Here is a 17,790-nt window from a genome sequence, read left to right on the forward strand (position 1 = left end):
GAACTTTTTATTTATTTGTTTTATTTGATGCTTTATATAAATATTTATTAAATAAAATGTTGTGACAGCAGCAAAAAACTAGCTATTAATCAATAGACAGGGATGCTATTGAATACGGTAGATACCACTTAAATAAGTAGTGGTTTGTACCATTGATAGATTGACAACTACCTTTTCAAAATACTTTAGCCTATATCAAATCGCAAGGATGCTAACTATGATATCGAACAAACCTTGGCTTTCTCAATATCCAGCCGGTGTGCCAAAAACCATTAACCCCGATAGATATAGCAGCATCATGGAGCTGTACGAAGAATGCTTCGATCGCTTCCGTGGACATCCGATGAGCATTTGTATGGGAGTGACTCATACCTATGGTGATATTGATAATGCTTCGATGGCAGTCGCTGCTTGGCTACAGAACCAAGGCTTGCCAAAAGGTAGTGTCGTCGCTCTCATGATGCCAAACGTTCCACAGTATCTACCAACTATGATTGGGATACTGCGTGCAGGCTATGTATGCACCCCTGTCAACCCACTATATACTGGCCGAGAATTACGCCATCAGCTTAACGATTCTGGTGCCCAAGCAATTTTTGTGGTCGATAACTTTGCCCAAGCGCTTGAGCAAGTCATTGAAGAAACGGCTATCAAACGTGTCATCCTATCGAAGATGGGCGATATGATGGGTTTGAAAGGTATTTTGGTTAATACGATTATTCGTCAGGTCAAACGCTTAGTACCCAAGTACAACCTTAATGACCCTAAATACCACGTTACTAAATTCCCTGAAGTATTGAAAAAAGGTAAAAACCTACCTTTTCAGCAACCAAAAATGTCTTTGGATCAAAAAGCATTTTTACAATATACAGGAGGTACCACAGGTCTTTCGAAAGGCGCTATTTTGTCACAGCGTAATATCGTAGCAGCAGCGATGCAATCAGAAGCATGGACCCGCCCTATTACGTCAGAAATCAACGAAGTATATATCAATATGGTAATGGCACTGCCGTTGTATCATATCTTCGCATTCATGCTGAGTTTACTTGGTATGCGCTCAGGCTATACCTTTATACTAGTACCTAATCCACGTGATATTCCTGGATTTGTTAAAACCTTATCAAAACAGCCGTTCCATATTTTCCCTGCGGTTAATACCCTCTTTAAGGGACTGCTCGATAATCCTAATTTTAAAGATTTGGACTTTAGCTCTTTGCGTATCTCACAAGCTGGTGGTATGGCGGCTACTGAACAAACTGCAAATCGCTGGTTAGAAGTGACTGGCTGTGCGATGATCGAAGGTTGGGGTATGACAGAAGGCGTTGCAGTTGGCACCGCTAACGTTATTACCAATCGTGAGTTTAACGGTACTATCGGTGTACCCGCTCCTGGCGTAGATGTCATTATTATCGATGAAGACGGCAGGCATGTAGATCTAAACGAAGGGGGCGAGCTATGTATTAAAGGCCCTAACGTAACCTCTGGATATCTGAATAGAGACAGTAGTGCTGACTTTACTAGTGATGGTTATTTCCGTACTGGTGATATTGTCAGCATGAATGACAAAGGTTATATTAAACTGCTCGATCGCAAAAAAGACATGATCTTGGTTTCAGGATTCAACGTATTTCCAAACGAAATTGAGTCTGTGATGCTTGATTGTGATGGTATTCTTGACTGCGCGGTAATTGGCATTCCTGATAGTCATCAAGGTGAAGCGGTCAAAATATACGTAGTACCTGAAGACAATAATGTTACCAAAGAAGTAATTACAGACTTTGCATTAGATAATCTAACGGGTTATAAGTGTCCACGTCACATTGAGTTTGTAAGCGACTTACCAAAAAGTAATGTCGGTAAAGTACTGCGTCAAAAATTGCGTGAAAAACACAATGCAGACTACCCTCAAGTATAAATAGAGACAATTTTTAAAAAATTCTAAAAACATGAATTTATTTTTACTAAAGGGCATCTTACAGTAATTGTAAGATGCCCTTTTTATATATTCATCTTCTGTCATTCAAATATAAAATTTCTCTATTACCATTACTACAAATCTACCTTTATGTTCAGGTATATGACATTTTTTGAATAAATTTCATGTTAATTACTTGATAAGAAAGTAAATTATTTGTCTAGCTATTTTCTAATTATTCAACATATATTGTTTCATTTATCAAATTTAACTGTAAACTATCAAGTTCTTGTATAAGAATAACAGGCACGGTTGTAGTTATGTTAATGTATTGCCAAAATGTGTCACTATACTTTCTGTTATTTTGATCTTATATAATTATGACTAATATCGATTGATTAGCAGCATTACTAGTAGCTATTTTCATTACCAAAACATTAACTGTTTTTTAACCTGATGAGATATTTATGCTCTGTGGTTGAATCAAACTTTATAAGGGCCTCGTATTTTAGCAGTATGTGAATATATAGGATAACACTCGACAATTTCTTGCTAACGGAACAGCAATATAAATTGTTGACATGGATGTGACTACTTTTTTATAGAGCCTTAATTTATTTTAATATTTAAGGACGCTAATCATGACTGTAGATAAACCTTGGCTTGCTCAATACCCGGAAAACGTACCCAAGACGATTAATCCGGATCAATATGAAAGCCTCATAGAGTTATATGAAGAGTGTTTTAACCGCTTTCGTATGCATCCGATGACTATCTGTATGGGTGTTACGCATACTTATGGTGATGTTGATAACGCTTCACTGGCAGTCGCAGCATGGTTACAGGCTCAAGGTTTACCTAAAGGCAGCGTGGTGGCTCTGATGATGCCGAACGTTCCACAATACCTACCTACTATGATTGGTATTCTGCGTGCAGGTTATGTTTGTACGCCGATAAACCCACTATATACGGGTCGTGAACTGCGTCACCAATTGAATGACTCGGGCGCTCAGGTTATCTTTGTTGTTGACAACTTTGCCCAAGCGCTTGAGCAAGTTATTGAAGAGACCAATATCAAACGTATCGTGCTATCGAAAATGGGCGATATGATGGGTCTGAAAGGTATTTTGGTCAATACCGTTATTCGTCAGGTTAAACGCTTGGTTCCAAAATACAACCTGAATGACCCTAAGTACAATGTCACTAAATTCCCTGAAGTATTAAAAAAGGGAAAAAACCTACCGATTCAAGCACCAAAGACTACCCTACAACAAAAAGCGATTTTGCAGTATACAGGTGGTACGACTGGTTTATCTAAAGGTGCTGTCCTAACACAACGTAATGTCGTTGCTGCTGCTATGCAATCAGAGGCATGGTATCGCCCTGTGACCTCAGGTATCAACGAGGTATACATCAATATGGTTATGGCCTTACCGCTGTATCATATTTTTGCCTTTATGCTGAGTTTGCTCGGTATGCGTTCAGGTTATACCTTTATCCTAGTGCCTAATCCGCGCGATATGCCAGGGTTTGTCAAAACCTTATCAAAACAACCATTCCATATCTTCCCTGCAGTCAACACTCTATTTAAAGGGTTACTTGACCAACCAAACTTTAAAGATTTGGACTTTAGCTCGCTACGTATTACGCAAGCAGGTGGTATGGCGGCAACCGAGCAAACCGCAGCACGTTGGTTAGAAGTGACTGGCTGCCCCATGGTTGAAGGTTGGGGTATGACGGAAGGTGTGGCTGGCGGTACTGCCAACGTTATCACTGATCGCAAATTCAACGGTACTATTGGTATACCTGTACCGAGTGTCGATATTATCGTGGTTGACGAAAACGGTGAGCGTGTTGGCATGCATCAATCAGGCGAGATGTGTATCAAAGGTCCAAACGTAATGTCAGGATACTTTAATAAAGACAATAGCAATGACTTTACTCGCGATGGCTACTTCCGCACTGGTGATATCGTTAGCATGGATGAGAAAGGCTACTTTACTCTACTAGATCGTAAGAAAGACATGATCTTAGTTTCAGGCTTCAATGTATTTCCGAATGAGATCGAATCTGTCATGCTTGATTGTGATGGTATCGTCGATTGTGCCGTGATTGGTATTCCTGATGAAAATCAAGGTGAAGCGGTTAAAATTTATATCGTACCTGCTGATAATAACGTCACTAAAGAAGTCATCAAGGAATTCGCACTTGAAAATTTGACTGGTTATAAATGTCCACGCCATATTGAGTTTGTCAGTGAACTACCAAAGAGTAATGTTGGTAAAGTACTGCGTCAAAAATTGCGTGAACAGCATATGTCAAACAATCCTCAAACATTGTAATACTTGCCCTGCTATTTAGAGTAAATAAAAGAAGAAGCCCATTACTATTGTAGTGGGCTTCTTCTTTTCTACCTTAGGAAAACCAACCTGATCAGCTTAGTTTATTCATTACCTGTAATGGCAAGTGTTTCATCGCATGACTGACCATAGACCAAGGCAGGCTCGGTACACAGGCTTCATCCACACCCGCTTCAATAGCCGCGACAATGGCTTGAGTACCAGTATCTGTATCGACTTCGAACGGTAATGGCTTAGACCCTTCGTTGATTTCAGTGCGAATATAACCAGGGTAAATCGTAGAAACTTTAATAGGAAGATTAGTCAAAAGCATATCAGCACGAATGCCTTCTGCTAAGTGAGCCAAGCCAGCTTTACTTGCACCATAGGTTGTCAAGTGTCTAGGCAATCCACGCATGGCTGACATGCTCGATATCACTACCAAATGGCCATTGTTCTGAGCACGGAAGATATTCATAGCGGCTTCACACTGTGCCAGTGCTGCTACAAAATTGACATCAGCAGTGCGACGGTTGGTTTCAAAATGCCCTTTACCAATGCGCCGACTGTCACCAATACCCGCATTGACCACTACTCGCTCAATGCTACCGAAATCATATGCAAAAGCATCAAATACTTGAAAAACCGTATCATAATCACTTACATCTAGTGCTTGGTATTCGACTCGGATATCAGGATACTTGTCCATTATCTCCGATTTTAAATGCTCTAAACGATCAGTGCGACGCGCACATATGGCCAAGTTGTAGCCAAGGCTAGCAAACAGTCTGGCCATACCTTCACCCAGACCTGAACTGGCCCCTGTGATAAGCACCGTTTTACCTGTGCCTACTTGCTGCTTACTCAGGTCTTTTAGATAGCTTGCAGGTCGAACCGCGCCTACTATCTGGTTTTTGCTATGGCGCGCACTTTTAGCAACCAATTTTATTAATTTATTTTGCATGTACCGTCCTTTGTATATCGATATTGCACAGAATCAAATTGGTATCTAGTATAAACGTCAGTAAGGCTTATACTTTAAACAGATATGACACTACATTATTCGCAAAATTACACGCAAAATTATCGCCATGTCACGAATGGTTTACCATCAGAGAATAAATGACTGTATTCATTCAAAGACAACAAGCGAGAACTTTGATTCTTTAAAGTAATAGAGGTCACACCCGTATTGACCAAGCTTTTATTCAATTGATAGGCCGTCTGACTGCCTTGTCGCAATAATTGTGCAGTGATTGCAGCGATGACACCACCTGAAGTAAATACGAGTACTGTACTGTCCTGATCTAAGCTCATACTTGCTACTTTCGTACGCACTTGTTCAAGCGCTTGCTGTGCACGGTTATTAAACTGTGGCCAACTTTCAATATAATCTTGGTCATTGTCACCAGCATGCCAGCGCTGCATCGCTTGATCAAATAGCTCAGCCAGTCGCGTGGCTGGCGATTCTGCTTTGGCGACTTCAGCTGAGATGTCAGATCGATTACCAGATGCCTCTGCTGACTTAACAAACACGTCTTTATGATTAAACTCATCAAACTGCGGCAGAATATAACTGTCAGGCTGATCAAAGTTGATTGCGGGCGCAACAGCTGTTCCATTGCTATTATTGGCATGTACAGACGATTGGTAACGCTCCCAAAAATGACGTGCTGAGTCTTGTTGTCGAACCAACCTACCAGTAAATATGGCATCAATACGGCGCTGCGTAGCTGCATAGTGCTGACCTAGCATTTGTGCCTGAACAGTGCCTAGTTCTGAGAGTTGATCATAGTTTTCTTGCCCAAAAGACGCTTGGCCATGACGTGCTAAAAGTATGGTTGTCATAAATTATTACCTTTTATCATATTTGCTAAAGTACGGTTTGCTGAATGCTTACGCTTCAGGAGAGTCAGGTGCTTTTGCAAAATAACCTTTTGGTAAAATACTTTTGACCACTTTTTGAACAGGGCTTGGTAACTGCTCAATAGCAGCAGCATCTACGCCTATGTCTTCTAAATGCGGCTGCACATGCGCATTGAATAAAGCTTCACCTTCATATTGCGCAATTAATTTGAGACATTTAGCATGCATGACATGTATAACGAGCCAAGCGTTTTTGAAAGCTGGATTGGTGGTTTGCTTATGATAATAACGATAGTAGATTTGCTGAATAATGCCTGAGAGGCGGAACAATCCAAACACTTCATAAAAGGTCCAATTATCTATCTCTAAACCTGACTGTTTTAGATAATATTCAACCACTTCATCACGTTTCATCATGCCTTCTAAATGTGTTGGCTGACGACGGAACTGCTGCATGATGATATTGTCATCTTCTTCAATCCAGTAAGCCAACGCACTACCCAAGTCCATCAGTGGATCGCCAAGGGTTGCCATCTCCCAATCGAGCACGCCAATCACTTTGGTCGGCTCATCTGCATCAAGTATGACATTGTCAAAGCGCCAATCATTATGAATGATACAAGTTTTGCTATCAGCAGGCGTATGCTTAGCAAGCCATTGTCTGACCAATGCAAAGCTTGGTACGTTTGGCGTCTTTGCTTTGACATAACGTTTATCCCAACCACTGATCTGGCGTTCACAGTAACCTTCACCGCGGCCCAAATTGACCAAATCAGGATGCTCGGTATAGTCTATCTGATGTAACTCTACCAAAGCGTCTAATACATTGGTACAAAGCAGACGCGTTTGCTCAGGATTTAGATCGATACCTTCTGGTAATTCTGCACGAGGGATAATACCCTCCATGCGCTCCATCACATAAAAATCAGCGCCGATAACAGCTTCATCCGTACATAGCGCAATCATCTCAGGTACATAAGGATAAGCATCTTTTAATGCTTTTTGAACGGTGTACTCACGCACCATGTCATGGGCAGATTTTGCTTTGGTACCTTTTGGTGGACGACGTAATATGAGATCTTGGTTTTTATCTTCACCTTCATACTGTAGTCGATATGTCCAGTTTGATGCGCCGCCTGAGAACTGAGTGACTGTAGGCTCGCCTACTACGCCGACACCTTGACCACGAAGCCATTCACTGACTGCTTTGGCATCAAGCTCTTCACCCTCGCGTACGGCACCGCCTTTGTCTAGTACTTTATTATCAGTTGCCATGAGATATTCCTTATCATGTGGTCATTTATTTTTATAACAGATATGCGAACTAGTTCTCAATTCAATTTATCTCATTCTTCTCGCTATTTTTGAAATGAGGACTCGCTCTAGTGATGAAAAATTCACTACTAAATCGTTAATAGTGAATTTTAAATTAGCATTTCGATTGGCTTATTCTTAATAGTTGCGTGAGCAAATCAAAACTAACTCACACAACCGTTTGTTAAGCTTAAACTTTGTCAGATTTAGCAGAACGACTAAAGCCCTGACGTTTTAGTTCTAGCTTAGCAATCATGGTTTTATGTACTTCATCAGGGCCATCCGCTAAACGTAGTACACGTGCTTGCGCATAAAAGTTTGGTAGCAATGTGTCTTGACAGACGCCCATACCACCATGAATTTGAATCGCCATATCAACGACTTCTTGTAGTACAGTTGGCGCCACTACTTTGATAGCAGAGATTTCCGTTAATGCTGCTTTGGTGCCCTGAGCATCCATTTTTTGGGCGGCGTACAATGTTAGCAAGCGTGCTTGGTCAATTTTGATACGAGCCTCGCTGATACGCTCAAAGTTACCACCCAATTGTAGTAATGGCTTCCCAAAGGCAGTACGTAACATGCCACGTTTGACCGCTAATTCAAGAGATTTTTCGGCAGCACCGATACAGCGCATGCAATGATGAATACGGCCTGGCCCTAGACGACCCTGTGCAATCTCAAAGCCCTTACCAGGTCCACCAATGAAGTGGCTGACTGGCACACGTACATTTTCAAAGCTAATCTCACCATGGCCGTGCGGTGCATCGTAATCGCCAAACACTTTAAGCATACGTTTAATGTTCACACCCGGAGTGTTGACTGGTACAAGCACCATCGAATGCTGATGATGACGGTCGGCACTTTCATCCGCGGTATATGCCATCACAATCAAGACATCAACCGCTGGATCGCCAAGACCAGATGACCACCACTTGCTACCATTGATGACAATCTCATCACCATCTACTACGGCGGTTGCTTGCATATTGGTTGCATCACTTGATGCCACATCAGGCTCAGTCATACAAAACACAGAGCGTGTCTTACCTTCTAGGATTGGGGTAAGCCACTTGTCTTGCTGCTCTTGAGTACCGTAGCGCCACAACAGCTCCATATTACCGCTATCAGGGGCATTACAGTTGAATACATGAGGTGCTAGCAAACTACGACCCGTCAATTCTGCGATAGGCGCATAATCAGTGACTGACAGTCCTGCACCTAACGTATCATCTGGTAGGAATAAATTCCACAAGCCTTCTTCACGCGCTTGCTTGCGCAGGTTTTCGTAGGCTTCTGGCCACTCCCAGTTTTCCCAATTACCATCAGGGTTTTTCTTATGACACTCTTCCCAGAATTGGGCTTCGATAGGCTCAATATTCGTTTCGATAAACGCTTTGACTTTGGCATGCATGGCTTGACCATGTTCTGTTGCGGTAAACATTAAATTGTCGTTAGACATAAATGACTTCCTTTTCTTTATTGATTGTCTAAATCAAATGTTGATAAAAAGCTCTACTAGAGCTTTAGTGCACGCACGTATACTGTTTTCCGTGTTCTACATTTATAACACAGCAATTGTCAATAAACAGCAAAAAGGCGCGACCAGCTAGGCCACGCCTTTTACAAAATATAAACAATGTATCTAAAAACTTCTAAGTACTAAAATACCATTATTTAACTATCATAATGATAACTAACATTATTTTAGAATATTTAGACGACTATTCAAATCAAAACGTGCAAGTGCATCAGGTAATTTATCTACGGCCATGCTCAGTGTCGCTTCTGCTGCTTGAGCCAATCCTAACTTTTCTGCTAACGTCGGCTTCTGACGTGAATATAGTGCATACACTTCGTTGTCTTCCATACGCTCTAAAATATAGCTGTCTGAAGTCTGTAGACTATCAATCAAGTTAAGCTTTAACGCATCTTCGCCATACCAATGCTCACCCGTAGCTACTTTGGCAACATCGAGTTCTGGACGATAGGTATTAACGAAATGCTTAAATAGCTCATGCGTCTGCTCTAGCTCTTCTTGATATTTGGCACGGTCTTCGGCATCATTTTCACCAAATACAGTTACCGTACGCTTGTAGTCACCAGCGGTAAACATCTCATAATCGACGTCATGGTTTTTTAGCCATTTATGGAAGTTTGGCAATTGCGACACCACACCGATTGAACCAATGATAGCGAATGGTGCGGCTATTACCTTGTCTGCAACACAAGCCATCATATAACCACCGCTTGCCGCCACCTTATCAACACAGACCGTCAATTTTAAGCCAGCATCCTTTAGGCGAACCAACTGTGCTGCAGCCAAACCATAACCATGTACCAGACCACCGCCTGATTCGAGACGGACGATAACTTCGTCACCTTTATTTGCGGTACTAATTAGAGTACTGATTTCTTCACGCAAATGTTTGACCGCAGTTGCTTTGATATCACCGTCAAAATCGAGCACAAAAACTTGTGCCTTATCATCGGTATGTTTTTTCTTATTTTTGGTTTTTGCTTTCAATGCTTGCTTGGCTTTTTTGGCCATGACTTTTTTGAACTGTTTGAGGGCAGCTTTGCCTTGGGTGGCTTCCATCAAATCTTCGCGGCGCTGCTTTTGAGCATCATTCAAGTGGCGTATTTTAAGCTCAACAGGGTTTTTAGGGGGATGAAATAGCATGGTTACAAATCCTCAAGTCAGTAAATATATTGATATGGCTGTTTTTATTAGCGTGCGGTTGATATGTGCACACTAAGCGGTTTTTTCAAGCATGATGACGATATTTAACCCAATATAAATAACGCAGAATAAATACTTCAGATACTTGCAGACTCCCGTTCTTTGATTGAACTCAGCCGGTTGTATAACAAAGGCAGATTAGGCATAATATGCGTTTATAACAAATTTTCTGCAGCCAACGTGATGACCATATGTCTTAATCGCGTTGTTTGTGTGTTTTTTTTGCAAATAGCTTGAAACGCACAACAATGGCTGCATTATTGTACTTCGAATTGGGCTGATAACTGGATAACCATATTATGACGCAAAGCACTATGACGCATAGCGAATACCGAGACGAGTATTGCGGAGCTGTAACCGAGAGCTTGCTTGAGCAAACCATTAGTATCGTAGGCTGGGTACATCGTCGTCGCGATCACGGTGGCGTGATTTTCTTAGACATGCGTGACCGCGCGGGTATCTTACAGGTCGTGGTCGACCCTGATACCCCAGAAGCTTTCGCAGCAGCTGATGCTGTACGTCCTGAATACGTGCTAAAGATAACTGGCCGTGTACGTCGCCGTTATGAAGGTACTGAAAATAATAATATGACCAGTGGCCAGATTGAGCTATTGGGCAAAGAGATTGAAGTACTGGCTAAATCTGAAACACCGCCATTCCCATTAAATGACGAAAAAACGACCGTATCTGAAGACCTGCGTCTAAAGTATCGTTATCTTGATATGCGTCGTCCGCAAATGCAAGAGCGTATGGTGTTCCGTGCCAAGGCAACGTCAGCGATTCGTCGTTATTTAGACGATCATGGTTTCTTGGATGTTGAGACGCCTATCTTGACTCGTGCAACGCCTGAAGGTGCGCGTGATTATCTTGTACCATCACGTACTCGTCCAGGTAACTTCTTTGCCCTACCACAGTCACCACAGCTATTTAAGCAATTATTGATGGTGTCAGGTTTTGACCGTTACTATCAAATTGCCAAATGCTTCCGTGATGAAGATTTACGTGCCGATCGTCAGCCTGAATTTACTCAGGTAGATATTGAGACTTCTTTCTTGAACGAAGAAGAAATCATGAACATCAACGAAGGTCTTATCAAGCATTTGTTTAAGACAATGATGGACGTTGAGTTTGAACAGTTCCCACGCATGACTTACGCAGAAGCCATGCGTGACTATGCATCAGACAAGCCTGACTTACGTATTCCTCTAAAGTTGGTTGACGTTGCAGATTTGATGAAAGACGTTGACTTCAAAGTATTTGCTGGCCCTGCTAACGATCCTAAAGGTCGTGTGGCTGCCCTACGTATCCCTGGTGGCGCATCATTAAGCCGTAAGCAGATCGATGCTTATACCAAGTTTGTTGGTATCTATGGCGCGCGCGGTTTGGCTTATATCAAAGTCAATGACGCTAGTAGCATCAACAACGGTGTGGATAAAGAGTCAGGCCTACAGTCTCCAATCATCAAAAACATGACTGATGACGTACTTGTCAGCTTGATCGAGCGTACTGCTGCAGAAGATGGCGACATTATCTTCTTTGGTGCGGATAAAGCCAGTGTCGTGAATGATGCGATTGGTGCATTACGTCAAAAAATCGGTCTCGATCTTGAAATGACGACTTGTGAATGGGCACCACTTTGGGTGACCGACTTCCCAATGTTTGAAGAGACTGACGATGGTCGTTGGACGTCGATGCATCATCCGTTTACTAAGCCTAAAGGCTCAGTTGAAGAGTTGAAAAGCAATCCAGAATCTGCCCTTTCTATCGCTTATGACATGGTATTGAACGGTACTGAGATTGGTGGTGGTAGCTTACGTATCAACACTTATGATATGCAGCAAGCTGTACTTGAAGCCTTGGGTATTGGTGAGCAAGAAGCTGAAGACAAATTCGGTTTCTTACTTGATGCTCTAAAATTTGGTGCGCCACCGCATGGCGGCCTAGCATTTGGTTTGGATCGTTTGATTATGTTGATGGTAGGCGCAAGCTCTATCCGTGACGTTATCGCCTTCCCAAAAACCAAAACGGCTGACTGCCCATTGACCCAAGCACCTGCTGGCGTTGATAGCAAACAACTACGTGAGCTTGGTATCCGTGTGCGTGAAAAAGCACAGGCTGATACCAACAAGCCTGCTGAATAAATCGTTTGATGATGCGCGGTTGCTGTCTACAGTGCTTGTTACGTGATTCATTACCATGTGAGTGGTCATGAATCCGTACCATATTTTCAAAATCGTGCCATTGTCTGTACTGCAGATGCTGGCACGTTTTATTGCGTGGGTGATTATTAAGATACCCAGTCTAAGTATCATGCGTACCATTCAGATCAATATGGCGCTGATTACTCATACACTGTCTGAGCAGCAAAAGCGAGCGTTGACCAAAGACATTATTTATCATCAATGTCTGACCAGTATTGAATCTATAAAAAGCTGGGCGATGCCACCTGAATGGAGTATCGCTCAGATTCGTGATGTCCATAATAAAGACATTTTTTTAGAGGGTCTTGCCAATCCAAATGGCATGCTTGCTATCGTACCGCATCTCGGCACTTGGGAGATGATGAATGCTTGGCTCAACCAGTTTGGTGCGCCAACCATTATGTATAAGCCAGTTGACGGCAAATTCGCTAATGAGTTTATCCTTCAGGGTCGAGCGCGACTCAATGCCACTTTGGTACCTACTGATGGGAGCGGCGTCAAAGCCGTGTTTAAAACGCTCAAGCAAGGTGGTTTTAGTATCGTACTGCCCGACCACGTTCCAGAGCCATCAGGCGGCGTTGTCGTTCCATTCTTTGGTATCGAAACATTGACCAGTACACTTGCCTCTAAACTGGCCAGCAAAACCAAATGTGCGCTGGTTGGCTTATCTTGTATTCGCCGTACCGATGGACGCGGCTTTGATATTTACTGCTACAAACTCGATGATCCAGCCTTATATGACCGCAATGCTGAAGTGGCAACTCATGCTCTCAATCAGGCCATGGAGCGTATAATTACAGATAACTACAGTCATTATATGTGGGGCTATCGACGTTTTAAGCGTATACCAAACTTAGGTAATCCTTACCGAAAAGATAAAGAGACTTTAGCAGCCTTTATCCAATCTCACCATTCTAACGTTTCTAGTCGTTCTGATAACGATATCAACGATAGCGTTCAAAATGACAACGTTAAAATCGACAATGTTAAAACCGATAACACTAAGCTCGACAATCATTAGTCATCACCAACCTAGCGTTGCACTATTTAGACATACCATCAGTTTAGACGTACCATCAGTCACAGCTATGCTAATATTGGCTGAACTCTATATTCTTTTACTTTTATTAATCCTTCATTTATCTGACTATTATCTCAATACGAGTGCATTATGACATCTGACGTAACTAAGACTTCATCTACAGATCCTAATCAGACCAGCACAAATGCTGCTGAACAGCGTTATATCATCTGTATGAAATGGGGCGACAAATATGGTCCTGAATACGTCAATCGTCTCTACAACATGGTTAGTCGACATCTAACCTTAGATTTCCAAATGGTTTGCTTGACCGATGACAGCACAGGTATTGATCCTGCGATTGCCTGTTATCCGATACCCGATATGGATTTGCCAGCAGGTCCTGAACGTGGTTGGAAAAAACTGACTACCTTTAAGCCTGAGCTGTATGATTTGAAAGGTGTGGCCCTATTTTTAGATATCGATATCGTCATTGTTGATAATATCGATGCGTTTTTTACTTACCAAGCTGAGAATGAAGACAGTGTCGTCATCATCCGCGACTGGAAAAAACCTTGGCGCATGATTGGCAACAGCTCCGTCTACCGCTTTAATATTGGCATGAATACCTATCCTGATTTGCTGTCCAATTTTGAGCGGAACTTTGAAACCATTCGCACCCAAGTACGTCACGAGCAGGCTTACCTCTCTAACTATTTGCGTGAGCATCACCACCTAGAGTATTGGGATAAGACATGGTGTGTCAGCTTTAAGTACCAATGTATTGCGCCGATTCCTTTTAATTTTGTACGCACACCTACTCTGCCGGATGATGCAAAAATCGTTATTTTCCACGGTGAGATTAACCCGCCCGATGCAATTGCTGGTAGTGGCGGTAAATGGTATCGACATGTGAAGCCAAGCCCATGGTTAAAAAACCATTGGCAATAGATGCTTAGCAATTAACCGTATGTAGACAATTTATAATTAGCGTAAAGGCAGTGTATTAAGATATAAGATATGTGAGATAAACAACTGGAAAATAGTATGGCGTTATATTTGAGATTACCTGCTACTGCTGGGTTCAATATTGATAATGAGCTCATCATTATCAATGCTTTTAATGCTAATGAGCCAGCACAAAGCCTGCATGGAAAAGACGTCAATATTATCGCCTCAGGGCCATCTATACAGCAGCTGCCGTTAGCAGAGCTACTAGATACACCTACTATTTTTGTTAATGGCAGTATCAGCCTGATTGGGCAGCATCAGTTTACCGATATTGCTGGTTACGTCATCAGTGATGCGCGATTTATCAATCATCAGCCTGAGATTTTACAGCAGTACTATACAGGGCAACCTCTATATGCAACGCTAGCTGTCTTTGAAGCGATGGCCACCACGCACCCTGATATTATGCAAACGTACCATCATGCTATGCGAGTGTTGTACCCAGTAGATAGGCCATGGGGAGTCAAGTCAAACAAGCTATCTTTTAATAAGCTTATCTTTAAGAAAAAATTGCTCAATAAAAAAATGCCGCTATCGTACTTTATCAATAATCCAAACTTTATTATTGATAGCGATCATAAAGCGGCTGACATCGGTGTCTCTCTTAACATTACTCATGGATTTGTGGAAGCAGGCACTGTCGCTTATGTGGCGGCGCAGTTAGCGTTTTCGCGTCAAGCAGCGAGTATTCATCTGTACGGTATTGATCTGCTTAACAGCAAGCAACCACGGTTTTATGAAAATAAAAATAATAGTGCACCAAGTATGCTTAGCAAAGTCATGAACGAGCGGATTGTCCCTTCGTTTAACTTGCTCGGCAGAATCTATCAATCGCATGGTGTACCCGTCGTCAATCACTCTCCTATCTCTAAATCACTATTCGACACTTTCTAGTTAATAACTCGCCGTTAGTAACCTCTACTTGATGGCGTTTAATTAAGAACCACTAAGACTTATAAACTCTCATTTTTTATCTGAATCTAAAACAGAACCCAAGGCTAAGTACTGTCTTGCAATATTTTTAGGTAGTAACTGCTGGTTTAGCGGCACGATATAATCTGTAAGGTTGTCTATGGCTTGATCAATGAGAATGGCCAAGCCATCAATATCACCTACCGCAATTAAGTTTTGCTTAGGTAATAACTCTCGTGGACCAAAAGGACAATCCGTACTGATCACTGGCACACCCAGTGCTTGCGCCTCTACAATGACATAGCCAAAGCCTTCAAACTTAGAAGTAAGCACCATCAGTGCGGCTGACCTAATTAATGAATAAGGGTTGGTCTGGAAGCCTAAAAACTTAATCCAATCGCTAATATTTAGTTGGACAGCCAACTGTTTAATCTCTGGTTCAAGCCTACCTTTACCTACTAGTACTAATGGTAGCTTTCGTTCTGTTTTGGCATACGCCTGTAGTAAGTCTCGATGACCTTTCATGCTATCGAAAGAGGCAACATGTATAATGTACTCTTTATCTACTAAGCCGAAATGTTCAAGATGGCTAGACGCTACTGCTTTGGTATTTATATCAGTAGCATCACAAGGATTGTAGATTGTTGTAGTTTTGGTAATATTTCCTATAAGATCAATCAAATCTTGGCGTGCACCCTTACTCACACAGCTACAAGGATGAGCGCCATAGACCATTTTCAAATGATTTACAGTCTGTACTGACGCCTCTAATAATTGGTTTTGGAACTGCTTTGATAGCGCTGTATGCAGTACATTTACGATGTTTGGCAACTGGCTATATGCCATAATCCAGTTTATTTTATAGATATTGGCCAGTATCAAATCTGGCACTCCTATTTGGCTAAGCACGTAAGTATCAATACGTTTAGCAACTGATTCGTAGGCTTGTGCTTGTGTAGATTCTGGGTCAAGATTCTGCTCAGAAAACACCTCGTCATATGGCACGATGTGATATTGCACACGAGCGTCTAGTAGCATATCTTGCGTCGCTTCCAAGCATAGGATATGAGTACGATAGCCTATATCTGCATAAGCGCTTGCCAAAGTCGTAACCATACGCTCAGCACCGCGACCTTCAAGCGCTTTTAAAACAAGTAGAATAATAGGTGGCATCAGTGTCTCAGCTTGATTTTTTAACGGTATAGGTATGATAGGTCAGCCAAATGAATGCAACTATGGTCATAATTATTGCAGCATTCTGACTTTATATGCTAGTCTCACCTACCGCTGGTGCTCGGCATCTACTCAGTAAAGTACGAGCGGGATTTAACGGTATCTCTATAAAAATTATAATGAGTCTAACTATCTAAATCGATTAAACCTTGTTAATAATTGCATCAGCAAATATCATAGCTGGTCTAATATAGCTACTAAAATAGATGCATATCCGATGAGAGCAGGATCAGTTATGAAGCAGCCTAATGAAAATACATTAGACATCGTCATTGCTTGGGTAGATGGCGCAGACCCTATACTCAAACAAAAGCGAGAACAGTATAAGCCAACTAAAGAAGTGGCATCTGACGCAATAACTGACACGCGTTTCGCCAGTGACGATGAGATATATTATAATATTGCTTCTATCATCAAATATGTGCCTTTTTGTCGTCATATATATATCGTCACAGATCAACAAAAGCCAGCGTTCATCGATGAGTTCGCCGAGCAAGGTATTTGCTCAGTAGATAAAATACGTGTCGTTGATCATAAGGACATATTTTCCGGTTACGAGCAGTTTTTGCCTACGTTTAATACCCGATCGATTGAGTCGATGATATGGAATATTGAGGGGCTGTCTGATTACTTCATCTATATGAACGATGATTTCTTTTTTAACCAACCAGTAAAAATAGATGACTTTTTAGATGGTAAAAAGCTAAACATTCACGGCCACTGGCGTAAAAGTGCGGCATTAAATGCTAAGCTTAATTTCCGAAAATCGCGCTTTAAATTGTTTGGAACACCGATTCAACCAAGGCATACTATCGCCCAAATGCTAAGCGCCAAAATAATCGGTATGGATCAATTCTTTGAAATTCATCACTATCCTCATATCGTTGATAGGAACATACTGAAAGATTATTTGCTAAACCAGCCTCAGCTACTGACAGAGCAGATTAGATATAAATTTAGAGATGTGGCTCAGGTGAATCCGATAACCCTGATGAATCATCTGAAAATTCAAAAAGATGAAGCAAATCTAAAACCCGATATCTCTGTCAACTATCTAAAAAATGAAAATAGTGTCGATGACTTTATTACTGCTTTAGAAGATAAGTCTATCAAGTACGGTTGTATCCAGAGCCTAGACCTTCTGGAACCAGATTTACACAAAAAAATTAGCCAAGCTATGAAGCATAAATTTTTAGCGTATCTCCCCGTTTCTGTGACGGGAACGCCAGTTAGCTGAG

At 41.7% G+C, this 17,790-nt stretch carries 13 protein-coding genes; 7 read left to right on the plus strand and 6 right to left on the minus strand.

The genetic code is table 11. The features are described 5' to 3' along the window. Positions 1–217: 217 nt before the first annotated feature. Together ACTXGF_RS21685 and ACTXGF_RS21690 are read left to right on the plus strand one after the other, a co-directional pair. Positions 218–1,915 carry an AMP-binding protein gene (locus ACTXGF_RS21685; RefSeq protein ID WP_443532874.1) on the plus strand — a complete coding sequence of 566 codons (1,698 nt, stop codon included), beginning with the start codon at positions 218–220 and terminating at the stop codon, positions 1,913–1,915. 641 nt (positions 1,916–2,556) lie between these two features. Beyond that, positions 2,557–4,257: an AMP-binding protein gene (locus ACTXGF_RS21690; protein WP_443532872.1), complete on the plus strand. Its 1,701-nt coding sequence runs from the start codon at positions 2,557–2,559 to the stop codon at positions 4,255–4,257. 91 nt (positions 4,258–4,348) lie between these two features. Here ACTXGF_RS21690 and ACTXGF_RS21695 read toward each other — a convergent pair whose 3' ends face one another. The 5 genes from ACTXGF_RS21695 to sohB form a co-directional block, all read right to left on the minus strand. Continuing rightward, complete coding sequence (locus ACTXGF_RS21695) at positions 4,349–5,218, minus strand: SDR family oxidoreductase (protein WP_443532870.1); 870 nt, start codon at positions 5,216–5,218, stop codon at positions 4,349–4,351. Between the two features lie 119 nt (positions 5,219–5,337). Then, positions 5,338–6,102 (minus strand): histidine phosphatase family protein, encoded by a 765-nt coding sequence (locus ACTXGF_RS21700; protein ID WP_443532868.1) that lies wholly within the window; start codon positions 6,100–6,102, stop codon positions 5,338–5,340. 48 nt (positions 6,103–6,150) lie between these two features. Further along, a complete protein-coding gene (locus ACTXGF_RS21705) occupies positions 6,151–7,395 on the minus strand; it encodes a phosphotransferase family protein (RefSeq protein WP_443532866.1) in 1,245 nt (414 codons plus the stop codon). A 229-nt stretch (positions 7,396–7,624) separates the two neighbouring features. Next, positions 7,625–8,875, minus strand: a complete 1,251-nt coding sequence (locus tag ACTXGF_RS21710; protein WP_443532955.1) for an acyl-CoA dehydrogenase family protein — start codon at positions 8,873–8,875, stop codon at positions 7,625–7,627. A 258-nt stretch (positions 8,876–9,133) separates the two neighbouring features. Next, on the minus strand, positions 9,134–10,114 hold the full coding sequence (sohB, locus tag ACTXGF_RS21715; protein ID WP_160021877.1) for a protease SohB: 981 nt from the start codon (positions 10,112–10,114) through the stop codon (positions 9,134–9,136). Positions 10,115–10,488: 374 nt separating this feature from the next. Between sohB and aspS the strand changes: the two genes are divergently transcribed. The 4 genes from aspS (at position 10,489) to ACTXGF_RS21735 (ending at position 15,301) form a co-directional block, all read left to right on the plus strand. Further along, entirely contained in the window at positions 10,489–12,315 is a 1,827-nt protein-coding gene (gene aspS / locus ACTXGF_RS21720) for an aspartate--tRNA ligase (protein WP_443532953.1), read from the plus strand. Between the two features lie 67 nt (positions 12,316–12,382). Further along, on the plus strand, positions 12,383–13,396 hold the full coding sequence (locus ACTXGF_RS21725; RefSeq protein ID WP_443532864.1) for a lysophospholipid acyltransferase family protein: 1,014 nt from the start codon (positions 12,383–12,385) through the stop codon (positions 13,394–13,396). A gap of 150 nt (positions 13,397–13,546) precedes the next feature. Then, positions 13,547–14,347 (plus strand): glycosyltransferase, encoded by an 801-nt coding sequence (locus tag ACTXGF_RS21730; protein WP_443532862.1) that lies wholly within the window; start codon positions 13,547–13,549, stop codon positions 14,345–14,347. Positions 14,348–14,443: 96 nt separating this feature from the next. Next, entirely contained in the window at positions 14,444–15,301 is an 858-nt protein-coding gene (locus tag ACTXGF_RS21735) for a WaaZ-like lipopolysaccharide core biosynthesis protein (RefSeq protein ID WP_443532860.1), read from the plus strand. Between the two features lie 69 nt (positions 15,302–15,370). Here the strand turns inward: ACTXGF_RS21735 and ACTXGF_RS21740 are convergent, their stop codons facing one another. Then, complete coding sequence (locus ACTXGF_RS21740) at positions 15,371–16,492, minus strand: glycosyltransferase (protein ID WP_443532858.1); 1,122 nt, start codon at positions 16,490–16,492, stop codon at positions 15,371–15,373. A 295-nt stretch (positions 16,493–16,787) separates the two neighbouring features. Here ACTXGF_RS21740 and ACTXGF_RS21745 point away from each other — a divergent pair, with 295 nt between their 5' ends. After that, positions 16,788–17,789 (plus strand): stealth family protein, encoded by a 1,002-nt coding sequence (locus ACTXGF_RS21745; RefSeq protein WP_443532856.1) that lies wholly within the window; start codon positions 16,788–16,790, stop codon positions 17,787–17,789. The last annotated feature ends 1 nt before the right edge of the window (position 17,790 follow it).

It is taken from the genome of Psychrobacter sp. 1Y6, from assembly GCF_052258385.2.
Classification (GTDB): Bacteria; Pseudomonadota; Gammaproteobacteria; order Pseudomonadales; family Moraxellaceae; genus Psychrobacter.